This window comes from Bacillus sp. ISL-34, assembly GCF_018613325.1.
Taxonomy (GTDB): Bacteria; Bacillota; Bacilli; order Bacillales; family DSM-1321; genus Peribacillus.
This window is the reverse complement of record NZ_JAGGQJ010000042.1, coordinates 1-16855: the sequence shown is the minus strand read 5'-3', so window position 1 is coordinate 16855 and position 16855 is coordinate 1. Positions and strand designations below refer to the sequence as shown.

Annotated in this window: 16 protein-coding genes; 6 read left to right on the top strand and 10 right to left on the bottom strand. The window is 36.5% G+C overall.

Translation table 11 applies throughout. The annotated features are described in order from the left end of the window. Positions 1-45: 45 nt before the first annotated feature. The 3 genes from J7E52_RS25315 to J7E52_RS25305 form a co-directional block, all read right to left on the bottom strand. Positions 46-960, bottom strand: a complete 915-nt coding sequence (locus J7E52_RS25315; RefSeq protein ID WP_214751140.1) for a proline dehydrogenase family protein — start codon at positions 958-960, stop codon at positions 46-48. Between the two features lie 73 nt (positions 961-1033). Next, positions 1034-2593 (bottom strand): L-glutamate gamma-semialdehyde dehydrogenase, encoded by a 1560-nt coding sequence (gene pruA, locus J7E52_RS25310; protein WP_214751189.1) that lies wholly within the window; start codon positions 2591-2593, stop codon positions 1034-1036. A gap of 134 nt (positions 2594-2727) precedes the next feature. Beyond that, positions 2728-3735: a proline racemase family protein gene (locus J7E52_RS25305; protein ID WP_214751138.1), complete on the bottom strand. Its 1008-nt coding sequence runs from the start codon at positions 3733-3735 to the stop codon at positions 2728-2730. 347 nt (positions 3736-4082) lie between these two features. On the opposite strand from J7E52_RS25305, the gene J7E52_RS25300 reads away from it, so the two are divergent. Then, complete coding sequence (locus tag J7E52_RS25300; RefSeq protein WP_214751187.1) at positions 4083-5459, top strand: sigma-54 interaction domain-containing protein; 1377 nt, start codon at positions 4083-4085, stop codon at positions 5457-5459. On the opposite strand, the gene J7E52_RS25295 is transcribed toward J7E52_RS25300, so the two are convergent. The 7 genes from J7E52_RS25295 to J7E52_RS25265 form a co-directional block, all read right to left on the bottom strand. After that, entirely contained in the window at positions 5422-5853 is a 432-nt protein-coding gene (locus J7E52_RS25295) for a DUF2812 domain-containing protein (RefSeq protein ID WP_214751136.1), read from the bottom strand. The genes J7E52_RS25300 and J7E52_RS25295 overlap by 38 nt on opposite strands. Positions 5854-6301: 448 nt before the next feature. Then, positions 6302-6790, bottom strand: a complete 489-nt coding sequence (locus J7E52_RS25290; RefSeq protein WP_214751185.1) for a DUF6584 family protein — start codon at positions 6788-6790, stop codon at positions 6302-6304. Positions 6791-6888: 98 nt separating this feature from the next. Then, positions 6889-7749, bottom strand: coding sequence for a transporter substrate-binding domain-containing protein (locus J7E52_RS25285; protein WP_214751134.1), 861 nt, complete (start codon positions 7747-7749; stop codon positions 6889-6891). Positions 7750-8269: 520 nt separating this feature from the next. Further along, the gene (locus tag J7E52_RS27190; RefSeq protein ID WP_286198075.1) at positions 8270-8584 is read right to left on the bottom strand and encodes a class I SAM-dependent methyltransferase; all 315 of its coding nucleotides are present in this window, start codon (positions 8582-8584) and stop codon (positions 8270-8272) included. A 209-nt stretch (positions 8585-8793) separates the two neighbouring features. Beyond that, on the bottom strand, positions 8794-10086 hold the full coding sequence (locus tag J7E52_RS25275; RefSeq protein WP_396020317.1) for an MFS transporter: 1293 nt from the start codon (positions 10084-10086) through the stop codon (positions 8794-8796). Positions 10087-10204: 118 nt separating this feature from the next. Then, complete coding sequence (locus J7E52_RS25270; protein ID WP_214751182.1) at positions 10205-11593, bottom strand: aminotransferase-like domain-containing protein; 1389 nt, start codon at positions 11591-11593, stop codon at positions 10205-10207. A 447-nt stretch (positions 11594-12040) separates the two neighbouring features. After that, positions 12041-12244: a hypothetical protein gene (locus J7E52_RS25265; RefSeq protein ID WP_214751132.1), complete on the bottom strand. Its 204-nt coding sequence runs from the start codon at positions 12242-12244 to the stop codon at positions 12041-12043. Between the two features lie 491 nt (positions 12245-12735). On the opposite strand from J7E52_RS25265, the gene J7E52_RS25260 reads away from it, so the two are divergent. From J7E52_RS25260 to J7E52_RS25240, 5 genes are all read left to right on the top strand, one after another. Next, positions 12736-13617 carry a DMT family transporter gene (locus J7E52_RS25260; RefSeq protein WP_214751130.1) on the top strand — a complete coding sequence of 294 codons (882 nt, stop codon included), beginning with the start codon at positions 12736-12738 and terminating at the stop codon, positions 13615-13617. Positions 13618-13703: 86 nt separating this feature from the next. Beyond that, the gene (locus tag J7E52_RS25255) at positions 13704-14219 is read left to right on the top strand and encodes a hypothetical protein (RefSeq protein WP_214751128.1); all 516 of its coding nucleotides are present in this window, start codon (positions 13704-13706) and stop codon (positions 14217-14219) included. A 33-nt stretch (positions 14220-14252) separates the two neighbouring features. Then, a complete protein-coding gene (locus J7E52_RS25250) occupies positions 14253-15122 on the top strand; it encodes an N-acyl homoserine lactonase family protein (protein ID WP_054399506.1) in 870 nt (289 codons plus the stop codon). A gap of 97 nt (positions 15123-15219) precedes the next feature. After that, the gene (locus tag J7E52_RS25245; protein WP_214751126.1) at positions 15220-16170 is read left to right on the top strand and encodes an LLM class oxidoreductase; all 951 of its coding nucleotides are present in this window, start codon (positions 15220-15222) and stop codon (positions 16168-16170) included. Positions 16171-16306: 136 nt separating this feature from the next. Further along, positions 16307-16615, top strand: a complete 309-nt coding sequence (locus J7E52_RS25240) for an ArsR/SmtB family transcription factor (RefSeq protein ID WP_063577785.1) — start codon at positions 16307-16309, stop codon at positions 16613-16615. Positions 16616-16855: the final 240 nt, after the last annotated feature.

Sequence of the window (16855 nt, the reverse complement as noted above, 5' to 3'; positions counted from 1 at the left end):
ATGTCCCTTTATAAGGACAAACAGGCTTTCGTCATGCTGCTTTATCTATTTAGAAAAGAATCCTCTAAGAGCAAATGCTATATTTTGAGGCCGCTCTGCCAATCGGCGCATAAAATAACCAAACCAATCATCACCGAAAGGAATATACACACGCATTTTATATCCTTCTTGTACTAAACTCAGCTGCATCTCTGTTCTAAACCCGTATAGCATTTGGAACTCAAATTGATCGCGCGGTATATTATTTCTTTGGGCAAAGTCTTTTACTTTAGCAATTATGTGATGGTCATGAGAAGCAATCGCCGTATAACTTCCACTTAATAAATGCTTTTCAATGATGTTCATATAATTTTCATCTACTTTTTCTTTTTCCTGATAGGCGACTTCCAGTGGTTCTTTATAAGCACCCTTCACCAAACGCAAAGGAACACCTTCTAACTCTTTTACATCTTGTTCTGCCCGGTATAAATAAGCTTGAATAACAGTGCCAACATTATCAAAGGTTTGGCGCAGTTCTCTCAGGATATCTAACGTCATTTGGCAATGCCCGTGATCCTCCATATCGATTCTTACAAAGTTATTATGCTTTTTAGCTGTTTCGAGTATTTGACGCATATTTTCCACACAAAAATCTCGGTCGATATCTAATCCAAGCTGCGTCATTTTTACTGATAAATTACTGTTTACACCAGCTCTAGCTATCGCTTCTAATGTTCTAATATTGTAATCTGTTGCTTCTAGTGCTTCTTGTTTGGTTGAAACAAATTCTCCTAAATGATCCATTGTACAGACCATGCCTTTTTCATTTAAAGTTTGAGATTTTTTAATAGCACTTTCGATAGTCTCTCCTGCGACCACTTGAGAAGCCCCAAAGCGAAGGCCCCATTTTTTAGCTGCTTTATTTAGACCCTTATTTTGAGAGGCGTAGAGAAAAATATTTTTCGAAACGGTTGCTAACATCCTTTATCCCCCTACGTATCTTTCTTTTTATTTTTGCATTTTATAAAAGGCAGCATAAAAGCTGCCTTAATTCTTAAATTGTTTCACTAATCGTTTTTGCCTGCATGTGTAAAATAAGATAGTCAGGGCCTCCTGCCTTGGAATCTGTTCCTGACATGTTAAAACCACCAAACGGCTGGTAGCCAACAATTGCTCCTGTGCAGCCACGGTTAAAATAAAGATTTCCTACATGGAATTCTTCTTTTGCTCGCTTAATATGATCAGGATTATTTGAGAGTAACGCTCCAGTTAGCCCATAATCCGTATTGTTCGCTATTTCCATCATGTGATCAAAATCGCGGGCTTTACAGAAAGCCAAAACAGGACCAAAAATTTCTTCTTGCATAATGCGTGCTTTTTCATCAACATCAGCAAAAATAGTCGGCTGGATAAAGTAGCCTTTAGAGTCATCCCCTTCACCGCCGGTTATCAACCTGCCTTCTTCTTTTCCAATTTCAATATATTTTGTAATCTTGTTAAAAGAAGCTTGATCAATAACTGGCCCCATGTAGGTATTCATGTCTTCTGGATTACCGATTGATAACGTGTTTGTTAAAGCAGCTGCTCTTTCTAAAACTTCGTCATAGACATCTTGGTGTACAACCGCACGTGAACCCGCCGAACATTTTTGCCCCGAGAATCCAAATGCTGAGTACACAATCGAGGATGCTGCTAAATCTAAATCAGTATCTTTATCTACAACAACAGTATCTTTTCCACCCATTTCAGCAATCACACGCTTCAACCAGATTTGGCCTGGCTGTACTTTTGCCGCACGTTCATAAATACGGCAGCCAACCTCACGTGAACCAGTGAAAGATACAAAGCGGGTTTTAGGATGATCAACAAGGTAATCACCTACTTCTGCACCACTTCCTGGAATGTAATTGATTACTCCTTCAGGAAGACCAGCTTCTTGTAATAGTTCCACAAATTTAGCTGCTATTACAGGTGTATTATTCGACGGTTTTAAAAGAATTGAATTTCCTGCTACGATCGCTGCTGCCGCAGTTCCAGCCATAATCGCCAATGGAAAGTTAAATGGCGAAATAATGATCCCTACACCAAGTGGAATATAATTAAAAGCATTTGCTTCTCCTTCTCTACTTTCTACAGGAGCCCCCCCTTTTAATTGCATCATTTGGCGTCCATAAAAAATTAAAAAATCAATCGCTTCTGCCGTATCTGCATCTGCTTCTTTCCATGGCTTTCCGGCTTCCTTTACTAGATAAACAGAAAATTCATGTTTTCGTTCGCGGAGAATCTCTGCTGCACTAAATAAAATATTCGCCCGTACTTCAGGGTCTTCTTGTTTCCAAGTATCGAAAGCAACTAGCGCAGCTTGCATCGCCTTTTCAGCCAACTCTTTATTTGCTTTGGAAACACTTCCAATTACTTCTTCCTTATTCGCTGGGTTAATCGAAATGATTTGTTCATCTGTTGTAATCGACTCGCCCCCGATAATTAGGGGGTAGCCTTTACCCATCTCTGATTGAACAACTTTTAACGCTTTATTAAATGCATTTTTATTTTCTTCAATCGTAAAATCAGTGAATGGCTCGTGCTTATATTTTTCTTTTAATGTAATACTCATAGTCATGTAGTTCTCTCCTTTTATAGATAATTAGTTCGTAAACAGGCTTAAAGAAAATGTGAAAACCTCATCAAATTTTGATTAAGTGAAGCAAGCCATATAGATATATTTCACTGTCATCGTCTTCCTGTGCATTAAGCATTTTCCAATACAGACTGTTGTTTTAAGGTAAAGCCTTGCTGATATGGATCGGTTTCTTCTAAAGCAAATCGATGTAATCCGGTAACCCAGGCTGCCCCTGTAATCTCAGGAATAATAGCATCGAAACCTGATACTGTCGTTTTTCCAACTACTTTACCTATAAATCTGGAATCGATAATACTTTCTTGAATAATACTTTCACCAACTTGAAGATCTAGGGTTGCTAATTTTGCAGAAGTACCTGTGCCGCATGGTGAACGGTCAATTTGTCCGTTCCCAAAAACAACAACATTACGATAATGATTCTTCTCCTTTTTTAAGCTGAACTCTATAAGATCCACCGTGCAAATATTGGGGTTTTGAGGATGCTCAAAATAAAATTGCTCATTAAGTATTTGTTTTATTCTCATACCAAGTTGAGATAAGACAATAGTTTCGCTTGTTTTTAATTTCAAATTAAATTGTGACGCGTCTACAATAGCAAATATGCTGCCGCCAAAAACAATATCTAATTTGATGGTTCCATAGCCTTCAATCGAAATATTCACATTTTTTTCAAGAACAAAAGAGGGCACATTCCGGAACGACACTTGACTAACTTTCTGATCTTTATATTTAACTGTACATTCTACCTTGCCTGACGGTGTATCAAGAAAAAACATTTCCTTTTGAGGTAACAAGCCAAACTGTATACCCGCAGTAATGGTGCCGATTGTGCCATGACCGCACATATTAAGGTAATCACCGCTGTCCATAAATATTAAGCCAGCATCACAACCTTCTTGAGAAGGTTCACAAAGAATAGCTCCAAACATATCCTGATGACCGCGTGGTTCGTTCATTAATAAATTTCTTAGCCAAGGTATTTCTTTTTTAAGATTATTTTTTTTTTCTAACATTGTATCTCCTGAAATTTTTGGAACCCCACTTACAATAATTCTTGTTGGCTGACCCATTGTGTGGGTATCGATTGTTTCAATAAACTTAGAAAAATTGATCATCACTACACCTTCTCTTTTTTCACAATAATTTGCGTGCTACTAGACATATTGCAATTTGCATGCCAAAAACTTTTTTCAGCATTACTGCGATTTTAAAAAAACAAAATTAAAAATAAGTCATTCTCTTTTATATAACGTGTATGTTCCTTATTCTGAACTGATAGAGCTGGGTTAAAGGGATAATACAATAGCAAGATTAATACGTAATAATAAATAAAAAAAACAAATTCTAAATATAAATATTGAATAGACTTCATTTTTAAAATATTATAAAAAGTGTAAATATTATTAACATATTGTAAACCTGTAAACTTACATAAAAGAGCTGTAAAAGGAGGCAGATTAAAATAGCGGATTTTAGTAGAGATAATATCCTTTTTTATTTAGAAGCTATTTTAAAAACCAGTAAAGATGCAGTCACAGCTGTTGATAAAACGGGGCGGGTTGTTTACTGGAATGAAGCAGCAGAAAATACTTATCAAATTAAATCAAATGAAATAATAGGGAAAAACATAGAGAACTATTTTCAAATGAAGGACATTAAATTGTACGAAATTTTAAAAAGTAAACAGCCAATATTTGATGTTTATCATCAACCTCGGCCTGATAAGCATATTTCAATCAGTTCTTCTCCTGTTTTTGACCATGGTGGCAACCTGATTGGTGCTATATCGGTAGATCGTGATATTACAGATACCGTAAAACTAAATGATAAGCTTTCCGTTACAAACTCAAAGCTACAAGATTTAAAACAGCAAATCATTAATCAGGCTAAAAACTTACCTTTCTCTAACATAAAAGGCAGCAGCAAAATTATTAATCAGATAAAGGCATCCGCTATTAAAGTAGCAACAACGGACGCAACAGTGCTGATATTAGGAGAAAGCGGTGTAGGGAAGGAACTTTTTGCACAGGCCATTCATGAGTCAAGTTCAAGAAAAAGAAAGCCATTTGTTCCTATTAATTGTGGTGCGATCCCTTCCCCTTTATTTGAAAGCGAATTCTTTGGCTATGAAAAAGGTTCGTTTACAGGAGCTGAAAAAGGTGGGAAAGCGGGAAAATTAGAAGAAGCAAATGGTGGTACACTATTTTTAGATGAATTAGGAACAATGCCTTTAGATATCCAGGTTAAATTCTTGAGAACTCTTCAAGAAGGAGAAATATATAGAGTAGGCGGCACAAAAGCAATCAAAGTAGACATAAGGGTAATAGCAGCTACAAACAGCATGCTAGAGGAGATGGTGGAAAAAGGGGAATTCAGAGAAGACTTATATTATCGTCTTAATGTGGTCCCCCTTCATATTCCTTCACTTCGAGAGAGATTAGAAGATGTTCCAGAGCTGGTAAATTTATTTATAGAAGAATTCTCTATTAAATATCAAAAAGAAATACAATTACTATCCAATGATATGATGGAGTTATTTTCCTCATACCACTGGCCTGGTAACATAAGAGAATTAAGAAACTCTGTAGAAAGGCTTGTGGTCATGACTGATGACGCTGTATTACAAGCCAGTGATATATTGAATATTCTTCCACAAAGGGCAAAAAAAATAACGCTTGAAAATGCTAATATCACCTTTCAAGATGAGATAAGCTTAATAGAAAAAGAACGAATAAAAAAAGCATTAGAAAAAACACACGGTAATAAGTCATTGGCAGCAAAGGAATTAGGCTTTTCAAGAGTTACTCTTTACAAAAAGATAACAAAGTATGGGCTTTAATATTAATTTCGAACTTTTCTAGTAGAAATGAAGAATGGAAGAGAAGCTTTCCCTTATGCTTCTTTTCTCGTTCATATTTTTCAACAGTAGTGGGTCTGTTTGTATAGATTGGCTTGGTTCCTGTAGGGGCACTAAATATATGAATTTCATTACCTACAGAACATACATGTGACCATCCAGCAGCTTCAAAGAAGGCTAAATATTCATCATCTGCTTCTTTTTGATAATCCAGTGAATACTCAATGTTCTTACGTTCCCCTTTTCTTAGCTTGTACCCTAGCCCTGCAAATTTTTCTAAAACCCATCCCTCTTTTGCATATTCGGCAAGCTTTTTCATCTCTTTTTCTTCAAAAAAAGCTAAACCGCCACTAGGAATAAATTTAACTTTTTTCATGATACTGCTCCCCGTTATATTTTGGTTGCTTAGTGTCTTAGTAATTGGGTATGGGTATCTGAAAGTATGGGGAAATTTTTTCAAGTATTAGGGATGATTTCCCTTATCATTCTTATCTTCCCCGGCCTGCCATACCTTTCTTATCAATTTAAATTATTGAAATTACGAAAGGAGTAAATATCAATTAAAAAAGTTCGAATACAAGAAAAATTTTCACTAACGGGTAGCTTTAGTAAAACAAATAAAAAGGCGATTTCTTAAGCAACTGGAAATCGCCTTTTTTTATGTTCGAGACTTCCTTATCGTTGTAAAACCACATTTTCCTGACGTTGCCCCTTATAGAACTAACCTGCCCCATTTTAAAAGGAACTGTGATCAGCTCCTGATAATGAAGTAAAGGACTGTTAGCTGAGGAACAAATACCTTTCTTGAAGAAAGATTCCAGGAATCAAAAAATCCAGCTAAAGAGAGTGTAAATTCCGATTAATGTAAAGAAAATGATTAATATTAATATCGTGATACACCCAATAGTAAATAACTTATCCTCCAATGTCTCTTCAGGTTCTTCCACCAACTTTTCTTTTACTTTATTTTGTAAAGGAGAAATTGCCTGATCTTGCATTCCTTTTATAATTTCACTATCTCCTTTAAATTTTAGAACTTTGGCTATTCTAATAGGATCGTTACCCATGGATTTTTCGAATTGAATACACGCATCTACCATTTCAGGTGTCTTATTCTTTTCTAGATACCAATATCGACCGGCCATCGAGGGATATTTTAATGCAAAATAGATATCGCCTAATTTTTTATGTAATTCTAATTCATCTGGATAGGTGATAATTAACCCGTGTATTCTATCTCTTGCTTTTCCTAAATCATTATTTTTAATGTCCTCTTCTATCTTCTTTAAAGTTTTAACAGGTATTTTTTCTATAAATACTCCTCCTTCATCTATTTATTTACAGTCGAAATAATGCTAGAAGGGAAGAAAAAAATTTTCTTCTTAAGATCAGAATAGAACACCTCCATATTCTATTCCATCCACTTTTTGTAGAGGGCATCAAATTTTCCCTGTAGCTTCATTTCATCCATCCACATTTCCAAGTAGCTTGCATAAATGAAATCACCCCGCGGGATCATATAACCTTTTTCACTGTTTGTGAAAGGCTTGTCAGTTTGAGCCGCATACAATCTGGGATCAGCTTTTGCATACAGCATTGCTTCCACTGTGTCAGTGATCATAACATCATACGTACCTTCTGCAACAAGATGTGGGATATCAAGATTGTTTTCTACAACAGTTACGTCAGCATGGCTTAGATACTGACGGACAAATTCTTCGTTTGTTCCGCCTGGATTTACGCCGATTCGTACAGAAGGCTTGTTGATATCATCAATGGTAAGATACTTGTCTTTATCTTCCTTGCGAATCAAAGGAACCTTCCCGAATGAAACATAACCTTGCGATACATAAGCGCTTTTTTGTCTGGCTGTGTTGCGGGTCACACCGCCCACAGCGATATCAAATTTATCCGCTTGCAGGTCTTTCATCATCGTAGGCCATGTGGTAGCGACAAACTCCACCTTCACACCAAGATCTTTGCCAAGCTCTTTGACAGCGTCCACGTCAAAGCCTTCATACTCTTTTGTTTCCGGGTTCAAATAGGTAAATGGTTTGTAGTCTCCGGTCATTCCTACCCGAATGTATCCTCGTTCGATTATTTCATCAAGCTGGGAAGCCTCCACTTTTTTCAAATGCCCTGGTGCCTTTTCAGATGCGGGTTCAGCCGAGACGTTTTGCGAGGAGATCAGGTCGTGACCGACGTACCCTGTACCTAGCAAGGATAAGCTGATCACTCCAGCCATTAGTATTTTTTTCCAATTGTTAACCATGTGATTTTCCCTCCACTTTTTTCTATATTTTTAATTAATCTACCAATTATTAAAAATACAACAAAATAAATGAATCACCTTCAAAAAACAAACACTTTTTTATATTTAAGTTAGATTAGCGTAGCAGTTGATATGAAAAGGACTACACCTATTAGATATAGCTAAAATGTGTAGTTCTAATTTTATTCCTTGTTGAAATGAAGCACCTGTTAATTCTATAAGCAAAAAAGCAACCAATTCGGCTGCTTCTTGATCTTGAACTCGTTAGTTGAAGTACATTCCTTCACAATCACAAATACCAAAAAGCATATCTTCAAATGAGGAACTTATTACTTTGCACAAACAATGAAACTATTTAATGAATTCTCATTTCCATTCGAAGTGTTCATGAGTTCATAATAACTAGTTATCAACGTTTGTATCATGGAAGGCACTTTAATAAATTCTGCACAGATACTGTTTGCATAACTTTTTTCCCATTGACCGTCCTGTAATAATGTTGCATCGACTGTAAGTTGTTTTACCACTTCAAAATTCGCTTGCTGGAGTAGCCGATTAATTTGAGTTTTATGAATGTTAATGGTGCCCCGTAATCGGGACTAGCAATATCTATTGCGACAACAGATCCGTTTTCTCCTACTGCGTCAGCTATTGCAACGGTTGTATCCCCCTGCCCACAACCTATTTCCAATACACGCATCCCTTTTTGAACCCCAAATGCTTCCACTAATTCCATACGGTGCTGCAACTGAACTTGTTGTATCAAATCATCTTCAAATAATTGATATTTCGATAAAAAAGATCTTGTTTTTTCGTTTAGCTGAAATGACTTCAAGTATAATTCACCCCACATTTATTGTGTCTTGGTTTCACAGGTGGGGATGCCTCTCCAGCAAATCTTACAGCTCCATAGGGATTATCAATATACCCTTCAGTCGTACTAAATTAAAGAGACTCCGCTCCTTCTTTATACGTTTAACAATTATTTTAAAAGTTTAATAGCTACTTTTACTCTTATAATATCTTGAATTTTCAATTATTTCATTAACCCTTACTCTGATTCCTAACGGCCCAAATAACAATTGGAATAAGCAGTAGCGAAAGCACAGCACCAGTAATTGAAAGGGTTGCATAACTAGAATGAGCTACAACCATTCCAGATAAGCCTCCTCCTAATGCTCCTGACAAAGCAATCAATACATCTACAGAACCCTGCGTCTTAGCCCGAGTAGATGGTGGTGTTGCATCTACAAGAATTGCTGTTCCACTAATTAAACCAAAATTCCAGCCAAGTCCAAGTAAAACGAGTGCTGTAATGAGCACTGCCATCGAATTAGCAGGTCCCATAGCAGCTAGAATGCCAGAAGCAAGTAACGTAATGGCAGAAGCAATGGCCATAGCAGTACGGCCAATTTTATCAACAAGATATCCAGTTACTAAAGAAGGCAAAAACATCGCACCTACGTGAAGTCCAATGACAAGCCCAATTTCACCCAGACCATGCCCATGATGTCCCATATGTATAGGTGTCATCGTCATAATCGCTATCATCACAAATTGAGTAAAAACCATTACTGAAGCCCCTGCAATAATGCCTGGCCTGTTTTTAGAATTTTCCTCTAAAAGTGAATCACTGGTTGTTCTTTGAGCGTCTGATATAGCTTTTGCTACAATAAAAGGATCAGGACGAAGTAAACTAAATAAAACCAAACCTGCCAGAATATACGCTGCAGCTGCCAATATAAAAGGACCAGCTAAAGAAGGAATTCCCATGGACAGAGCAAACTCCCCCATTACATCCACCAGGTTTGGGCCTGCAACGGCTCCAAATGTAGTGGAAACCATGGCCATACTAATAGCCTTTGCCCTTTGTGTCGAGTTTGCCAAGTCAGTTCCAGCGTAACGTGCTTGTAAGTTTGTAGCTGTTCCAGCCCCATAGATAAATAGTGCAAGAAATAAAAGCAGAATACTATTCATTAATGCTGAAATCACTACTCCAATGGCACCGATCCCTCCAGCCAAAAATCCGACCGTAAGTCCAATACGACGACCAAATCGCTGAGAAAGCCGTCCCACAAGTAGTGCTGCCCCTGCTGATCCTAAAGTAAATAGCGCCGTCGGAATACCAGCAACACTATCTGTACCTAACATATCTTGCGCTAGAAGTGCACCTACTGTTATTCCCGCTGCAAGTCCGGCTCCTCCAAAAATTTGAGATAAAACAACAACCATTAATGTTCTTTTATATAGTTGTTGTTGTTTTTCTGGAGAACTAATGTAGCTTTGTAACCAATCTGATTGGACGTCTAACACTTTTACATTCTCTTTATGTAACACAATCTAACCTCCCTTTCTAGAAAGCAAATTCTATTTCTCATAATCCTCCAACTAGATTTGAATCATCATAACACGCACAAAAAAGCCATACAATATTATAATTGTATGGCAAACAATGTTAGGTAAGATCGTTTAGTAAACCTCTAAGGATAATCAATCCTTTTTCAAGCTCTTCGAGAGTTTGTGGTGCACAGACAGAAACCCTTACAGCCCGATCTGGACAACTATTTCCAACTACAAAACGTTCAGCCGCATACACTTGTACCCCCTGCTGTGCAGCTAACGTTTCAAATTCAGCACCTGTAATCTTGCCTGGTAATAGCAACCAACGAAAGATGCCTGTTTCAACACCTAAACACGTATAATCTGCCAAATATCGATTTACGACTTGGTTTCTGCGAATTGTTTGTTCCCTATGACCCTCAATTAAGATCTCAAATTGATTCGATACAATCGTACGTGCTGACAGTTCTGCCAATAATGGGGAAACTGATATATTTAAATTATATAGTGCCTTTGAAATCGGCTCCTTGAATTGACTCGGCACTGCTACATAGGCTAGTCGTAACCCAGGTGCTATTGATTTCGATAAACTCGCAATATAGATGACCTGTTCCGGTGCAAAGGATGCGACTGCCGGAAGTGGTCTTTCGTTGTGTAGATGATACGTCGCATCTTCAATAATGAACTGATTATACTTTTTGGCGATTGCTGCAATCACTTTTCGATTCTCGACAGACATACAGCAAGCTGTCGGATTATGATAATCCGGAATCAAGTAAATGCCTTTAATATTGTCATTTTTACACGCATCTTCAAATGCTGTTGGACTCATTTCATAGTTCTCTGATTTTATCGGTACTATTTGCACACTAAGCATCGCTGCGACAGTTTTTAAGCCCGGGTAAGTATGGTGATCAACACCAATGCGATCTCCAGGCTGACAAAGACTCGCCAGTGTGGCAGCAATCGCATTTTGACCCCCATTTGCAAATAAAATGTGATCAACTGTTGTTTCAAACCCACCTCTTCGGATGAGCTTTATAGCTGCATCTTTTTGCCAAAGGCTTTCGCCTGCCCGACCATAACCAAACCATTTTTCATAATCTGTCTCTTGCAGCATACTTTTCAGTTGAAGTAAAAGTGGCTCGTATGAAGCATTATCAGGTAGTGTTGCTCCCATTTCAATTAAATGCTTCGGCTTTGTATCTTCAAGTAAATACGCATTTGAAAGTGCATCATACGAAACAAATGTGCCACTTCCAACAGATGCACTTATCAAGCCCTTTAACTCACAAACTTTAAAGGCTTTAGAAATAGTACTCAAATTCAAATCTAAATAATCAGCTAGTTCTCGCTGTGGGGGAAGTTTTGTACCAGGTAACAGAACTCCGTTAAAAATGTCCTGTTGTAATTGTTCTGCGATTGCTTGATAAATGGGCTTTTTGGTTTTATCAATAGATGGCTTCCAGCTCATCGGATAATTTTCAAAAGAATTAATCGGCATGCTACGCATCCTTTTTTTCATCCAATTATATTATTAAACGGTTTATAAAACTATTATAATTTTCTTTAAATATTATGCCCTTTAGTGAGATATCCGAGTAGCGATTATTTTTACTTAATAGTCTCGAAAGTAACAATCGAAAGTATTGGCTCTTATTTTTTAAAAACAACTATATTATTTATTCACACAACCAAATGTAGATTTCATATAAAGTTTGATTAAAAGCCCTTCAAACTGGTGGATTTCTTCTATATCTATCTCTACAAAGCAAACTAATAATCAAGGAAATTATTCCTTTATTTTATCATTAATCAATTCATAAATGAGTTATCGAAATCCTTATCTCCTTTAATGAACTATCCTGCCCCGAGAGTTCCATAAAGAAAAAGAGCTGCCATAGCACCTCTCTTAATGAAGTAAGCACCCGTTAGCTTATTAAAATTATATTTATTGCCTGTCTTCAGTATCTTCCATATCACTCATTATTTTTTGGTTCTTACTAATATGATTAGCTATATATAAAAGTAAACCAAAACCCCCGCCAACTAGTACCTTAAAACCTGAACCAACAGCTAACCACTCCAGGGCGTAGAAAACTATCACACCGAGAAGAACATATGAAAAAACTGTATCTATCTTAATCAAAATCATTCAACCTTCTTCCTTTATTTGACGTACAATATAAATTCTATTTCAAATACATTATCCCTTGTTGAACCAACCTGCCCCGTTAGTTCCATAAAGAAAGAGCTGCCTTAAAGACAGCTCTGATCTTCAGCTAACGCACCCGTTAGTTTAAGTACACTTTTTCACAATCTGGCTTTTAATAAAAATTAGATAAAAGAAAAAAGGTTTGACACATCGTTATTTCACGATATAATTAAATCAAGAAGCCGAAGAAACATAATGGTTTTCCAGTATTAAAGGAAATTCAGTAACGTTATATATCGATAATTACGATATTATAAAATGGTTTATTTTTTTAAAAATTACAAATCGTTAATTAACTATATAACGATGTACTAAAGTGCGTTATTTTTTTTAAACTTATACATCGTTAATTAACTATATAACGATGTATCGTGTGGACGTAAACCAAAATTCCGTTATATAGGTCAAAGAGAGGAAGAGTGTGAACCCTAATGAAATTAAAGGATTTACTTGTAGGTATATTATTTACTGTTTTATATGCTTCTGGAGCTGTAGTGATGAAATTCGGTCTTCATTCAGCCCCACCATTAACACTATCTACCATTCGGTTTATTATTGCAGGGCTCTTACTGCTTCTCTATCTTTATGGATTTAAAAAGGGCAAATATGCTATGCCAAATAAAAAAGAATTTAAGATTTTATTTTGGCTGGGTTTATTAAACACCTCAATATTCCTAGGATTCGGTTTGTTGGCTCTTCGAACTGTATCATCTGGAATATTCAATCTTTTTATACCAATAAATCCATTTCTTTTTGCCCTGCTGGCCATGATATTTATGGGGCAATCCATTCGCCTTAGAGAATGGGGTGGGATGGTTGTATCATTTATCGGACTATTCGTGGCTACTTATCCATCATTTGCAGGTAGTCATTCGACGATAGGTGGTATCTTATTAATCACTTTCGCGATGATTGCTATGGCTGTGGGTAGTCTTATTTACAAAAAAGCGAATTTACAGTTACCAACCATAGTGGTTAACACGTGGCAGGTAATGATTGGAGGAGTAATTTTACTTATCCCAACGCTCATTTTAGAGTCTGGTGAGCCCATCACCATAGATATTCATTTTATCGGCTACTTACTTTGGTCCGTCTTTGCTCTTTCGATTTTCAATGTGAATCTTTGGTTTTATTTACTGAAAAAAGACGCCATCAAAGCGAACAATTGGTTGCTTTTGAATCCTGTCGCTGGATATATTCTTGGCGCAATGTTATTGGGAGAACCGATTACAGGGTATGCAGTGATTGGAACAATCGTCGTGCTTTTAGGCTTATATTTATCGGGAAGTTTTCGTGTTAAACCATCTAACTAAACAAAGTATAAGAGATAGTCGACTTCTATGCAGTCGAGCTTGTATTTTAACTGCATATTGTTAAACCCTTGAAAGGAGGTGAAACAATGAAAATTGAAACTGATGTAGAAAGTCTTTATCAAAAGATGGTCAAAGGCCATTCTTTAGATATTAACCATAAAATGATTCAACTAGTTGATAAAGAGAAGTCAGCCATTTACTTTGCTTCCCTACAAAAGGATTTTGATGTCGTTAAACGCGTGGTTCAAGCACTAAGTGGAAGCTTACTTCTTATGCAACTTGGAGTTAAACAAGATGTAAGTTTAACCGTATCAACGGCCAAAGAGTCATTAGTTGAGACTACTAAACGAATTAAAGACGTAGTAGTTCCTCTTGGACTAAAAATACACTTTGACCATTTGATGTATAGTGTTCAGGCCCTAAATAAGATTTTTGCTAAGTATTCTTTAGCTGAAGATATTTATTTTATGAATGAACGTCAATTAGAAGAGATTCAGCGTGCTTTAGACTTAGCAAATTCATATTTGAAAAAATCGTCCACTTTCTCAATGGGATTGGGGATGATCTCTCTAGAAACAAGTTGTTTCTGTGGTGCACATTAATCAACAATAACATTTAAAGGAGTTTAAACAAAAATGAAAAATTATTCTATCTGGGTATTAGAGTACTCTCGTGTAATGAAATATCATAAAAGTGGTGTAGTTTATGGGGCACACAATGAAGGTTATGTAAAACTACCTTACAGTTATGTGGTTATAAAAGGTAACGGTCATAATATTATGGTTGATGTAGGATATAACCATAAGGATTATGGAAAGGTTCTTGGAGATAAATTTAACGTAGTCGATTGGCAGAGTCCTTCAGTGGTTCTAAAAGAAGTTGGCTTAAAGCCTGAAGATATTGATACAGTTATTATCACTCATGCTCATTTTGATCATTTTGGTAACGTAGAAGATTTCCCAAATGCAACTTTTTATATGCAAGAAAAAGAGTTGTCTAAATTTATATGGGCTATGTCACTTCCACATCAATTCCAATACTTGATGTCTGGTATTGATCCTTCAGATATCCTGCGTGGAGTACAACTTGCTAAAGAAGGACGCATGAGACTTTTAGATGGTGATGTTGAGGAATTTCTACCAGGAATAGATCTATTTGCTGCATTTGATACACACACTTACGGTTCTCAGTTCGTTCGAGTAAAACAAGGTGGTTCTGAGGAAGATAGTTGGGTTCTAGCTGGAGATAATGCTTATCAATTTGAAAATATTGAAGGGAAAAACCAAGACGGTATTCTTCTACCTGTTGGATTAGCTACTGGAAGTCAAACAGAAATGATATTTAGCTTAGATAAAATGCTAAAGTTGGTAGGGCGAGATGCAAAGCGTGTCATTCCAATTCACGAGCAAGGTATCACGGAAAGATTTCCTTCTCGCATAACAGACAAAGATCTATTTGTTGTAGAAGTTGATTTGGCAGATGATGAGGTATCGAAAGTAAAATAACTTAATACAAACAGTTAGAACCATGGGAGTAATAAAACTGACGAATATTCCATGGTTCTAATTTCATTCTTTTATATTGGAGTTGATACAATAGTCTATGAGTAAGCAATTTGAAAATCACCGAGGTTATAATCAAATGTTTAAGGAAAATGAATTAACACTTGGTCTTTTATTTCCACTAGAATCTTATAAAGGTGATATTCCAAAAATGGATATAGCAGAACAGATGAGTTTGGCTAAAAAGGCAGAGAATTTTAAATTCGCCTCCTTATTCGTTAGAGATGTTCCTTTACGTGATCCCTGGTTTGGAGATGTAGGACAAATATATGATCCATTTGTTTTTCTGGGTTATTTAGCAGCTCATACAGAGAAGATAGCGTTAGGTACATCAAGTATATTACTGACATTACGACACCCTTTACACGTTGCAAAAGCAGCTGCTTCCGTTGATAAGCTATCAGGAGAGCGCCTTGTGCTTGGCATAGCAACGGGCGATAGACCCATTGAATTTCCAGCATTTAAAGTAGACCCCCTTGAAAAAGCAGACCGTTTTCAAGAGTCTGTCATGACGATGAGAAAAGTTTGGGGTGAACAGTTTCCTCATATTGATTCACCAAGGGTTCATATGAATGAAGGAGATTTGCTTCCTAAACCTACATCTAATAATATTCCTTTGCTAGTAACTGGACACTCTTCTCAATCAGTTGAATGGATTGCAGAACATGGTGATGGATGGATTTATTACCCTAGAAACGTGAATCAACAATTAGATCGGATACAGACATGGCGTTCCTCAACGAATGAATTTAAACCATTCGTTCAATCTTTGTACGTTGACTTAACTGAGGACCCTAACCAACCGCCTACTCCTATACATTTAGGATTTCGTATTGGGCGTAATACGCTTATTGAATATATCGAACATTTAAAACTTACTGGAGTAAACCATATTATTATTGTTCTTAAAAATTCGAAAAGACCAGCTTCCGAAGTTATTCAAGAGTTAGGAGAAGAAGTGGTTCCCTTTTTCCCTTCATTAATAATGTAATCTGCCTGAAGTATAAGGAATTTACCAAAAGCATAACAGAATTGGTAATTATGCTGTTATATAGAAAAGTACAGAGTTAATAATAAATGTATTTTGTTGATTTGACATTTCGTGAAAGGACGATATAATGAATGGTATGAAACCAGTTGAAATTTTTAAAGCATTGGGTAACGATACAAGGTTGCAAATATTAGAATGGTTAAAAGAGCCAGAGAAACATTTTTCGCCTCAACCCGAGGAAGTGAGTGATTTTCAACAAGCGGGTGTGTGTGTAACACAGTTCCATAAAAAATTAAATGTTACACAATCAACGGCTTCTCAGCATCTTACCGTTCTCCTTCGAGCAGGACTTGTGACAGCGAAACGTCACGGGAGATGGACATATTATAAAAGGAATGAAGAAGCTTTTCATCAACTTAAAGAGATGATTGAGCATGATGTATAGGAGTAAACTGAAATCCTTATAAGTGATTTCAGTTTTACTCTCTTTTTTTTGCTAGTACATATCGTTATTTAACGAAATAACAAAATATTATAATCCCAATAACATCAAATGGCAAAAATAACATTTAGTTTTTATACAACTATCCTGCCCCGTTCGTATTATAAAGGTCAGCCAGTTATTTCTGGTTGAACAATTTTTATCACGAAAAATTATTTGTCTTCTAGAAACATTTCCGATCCC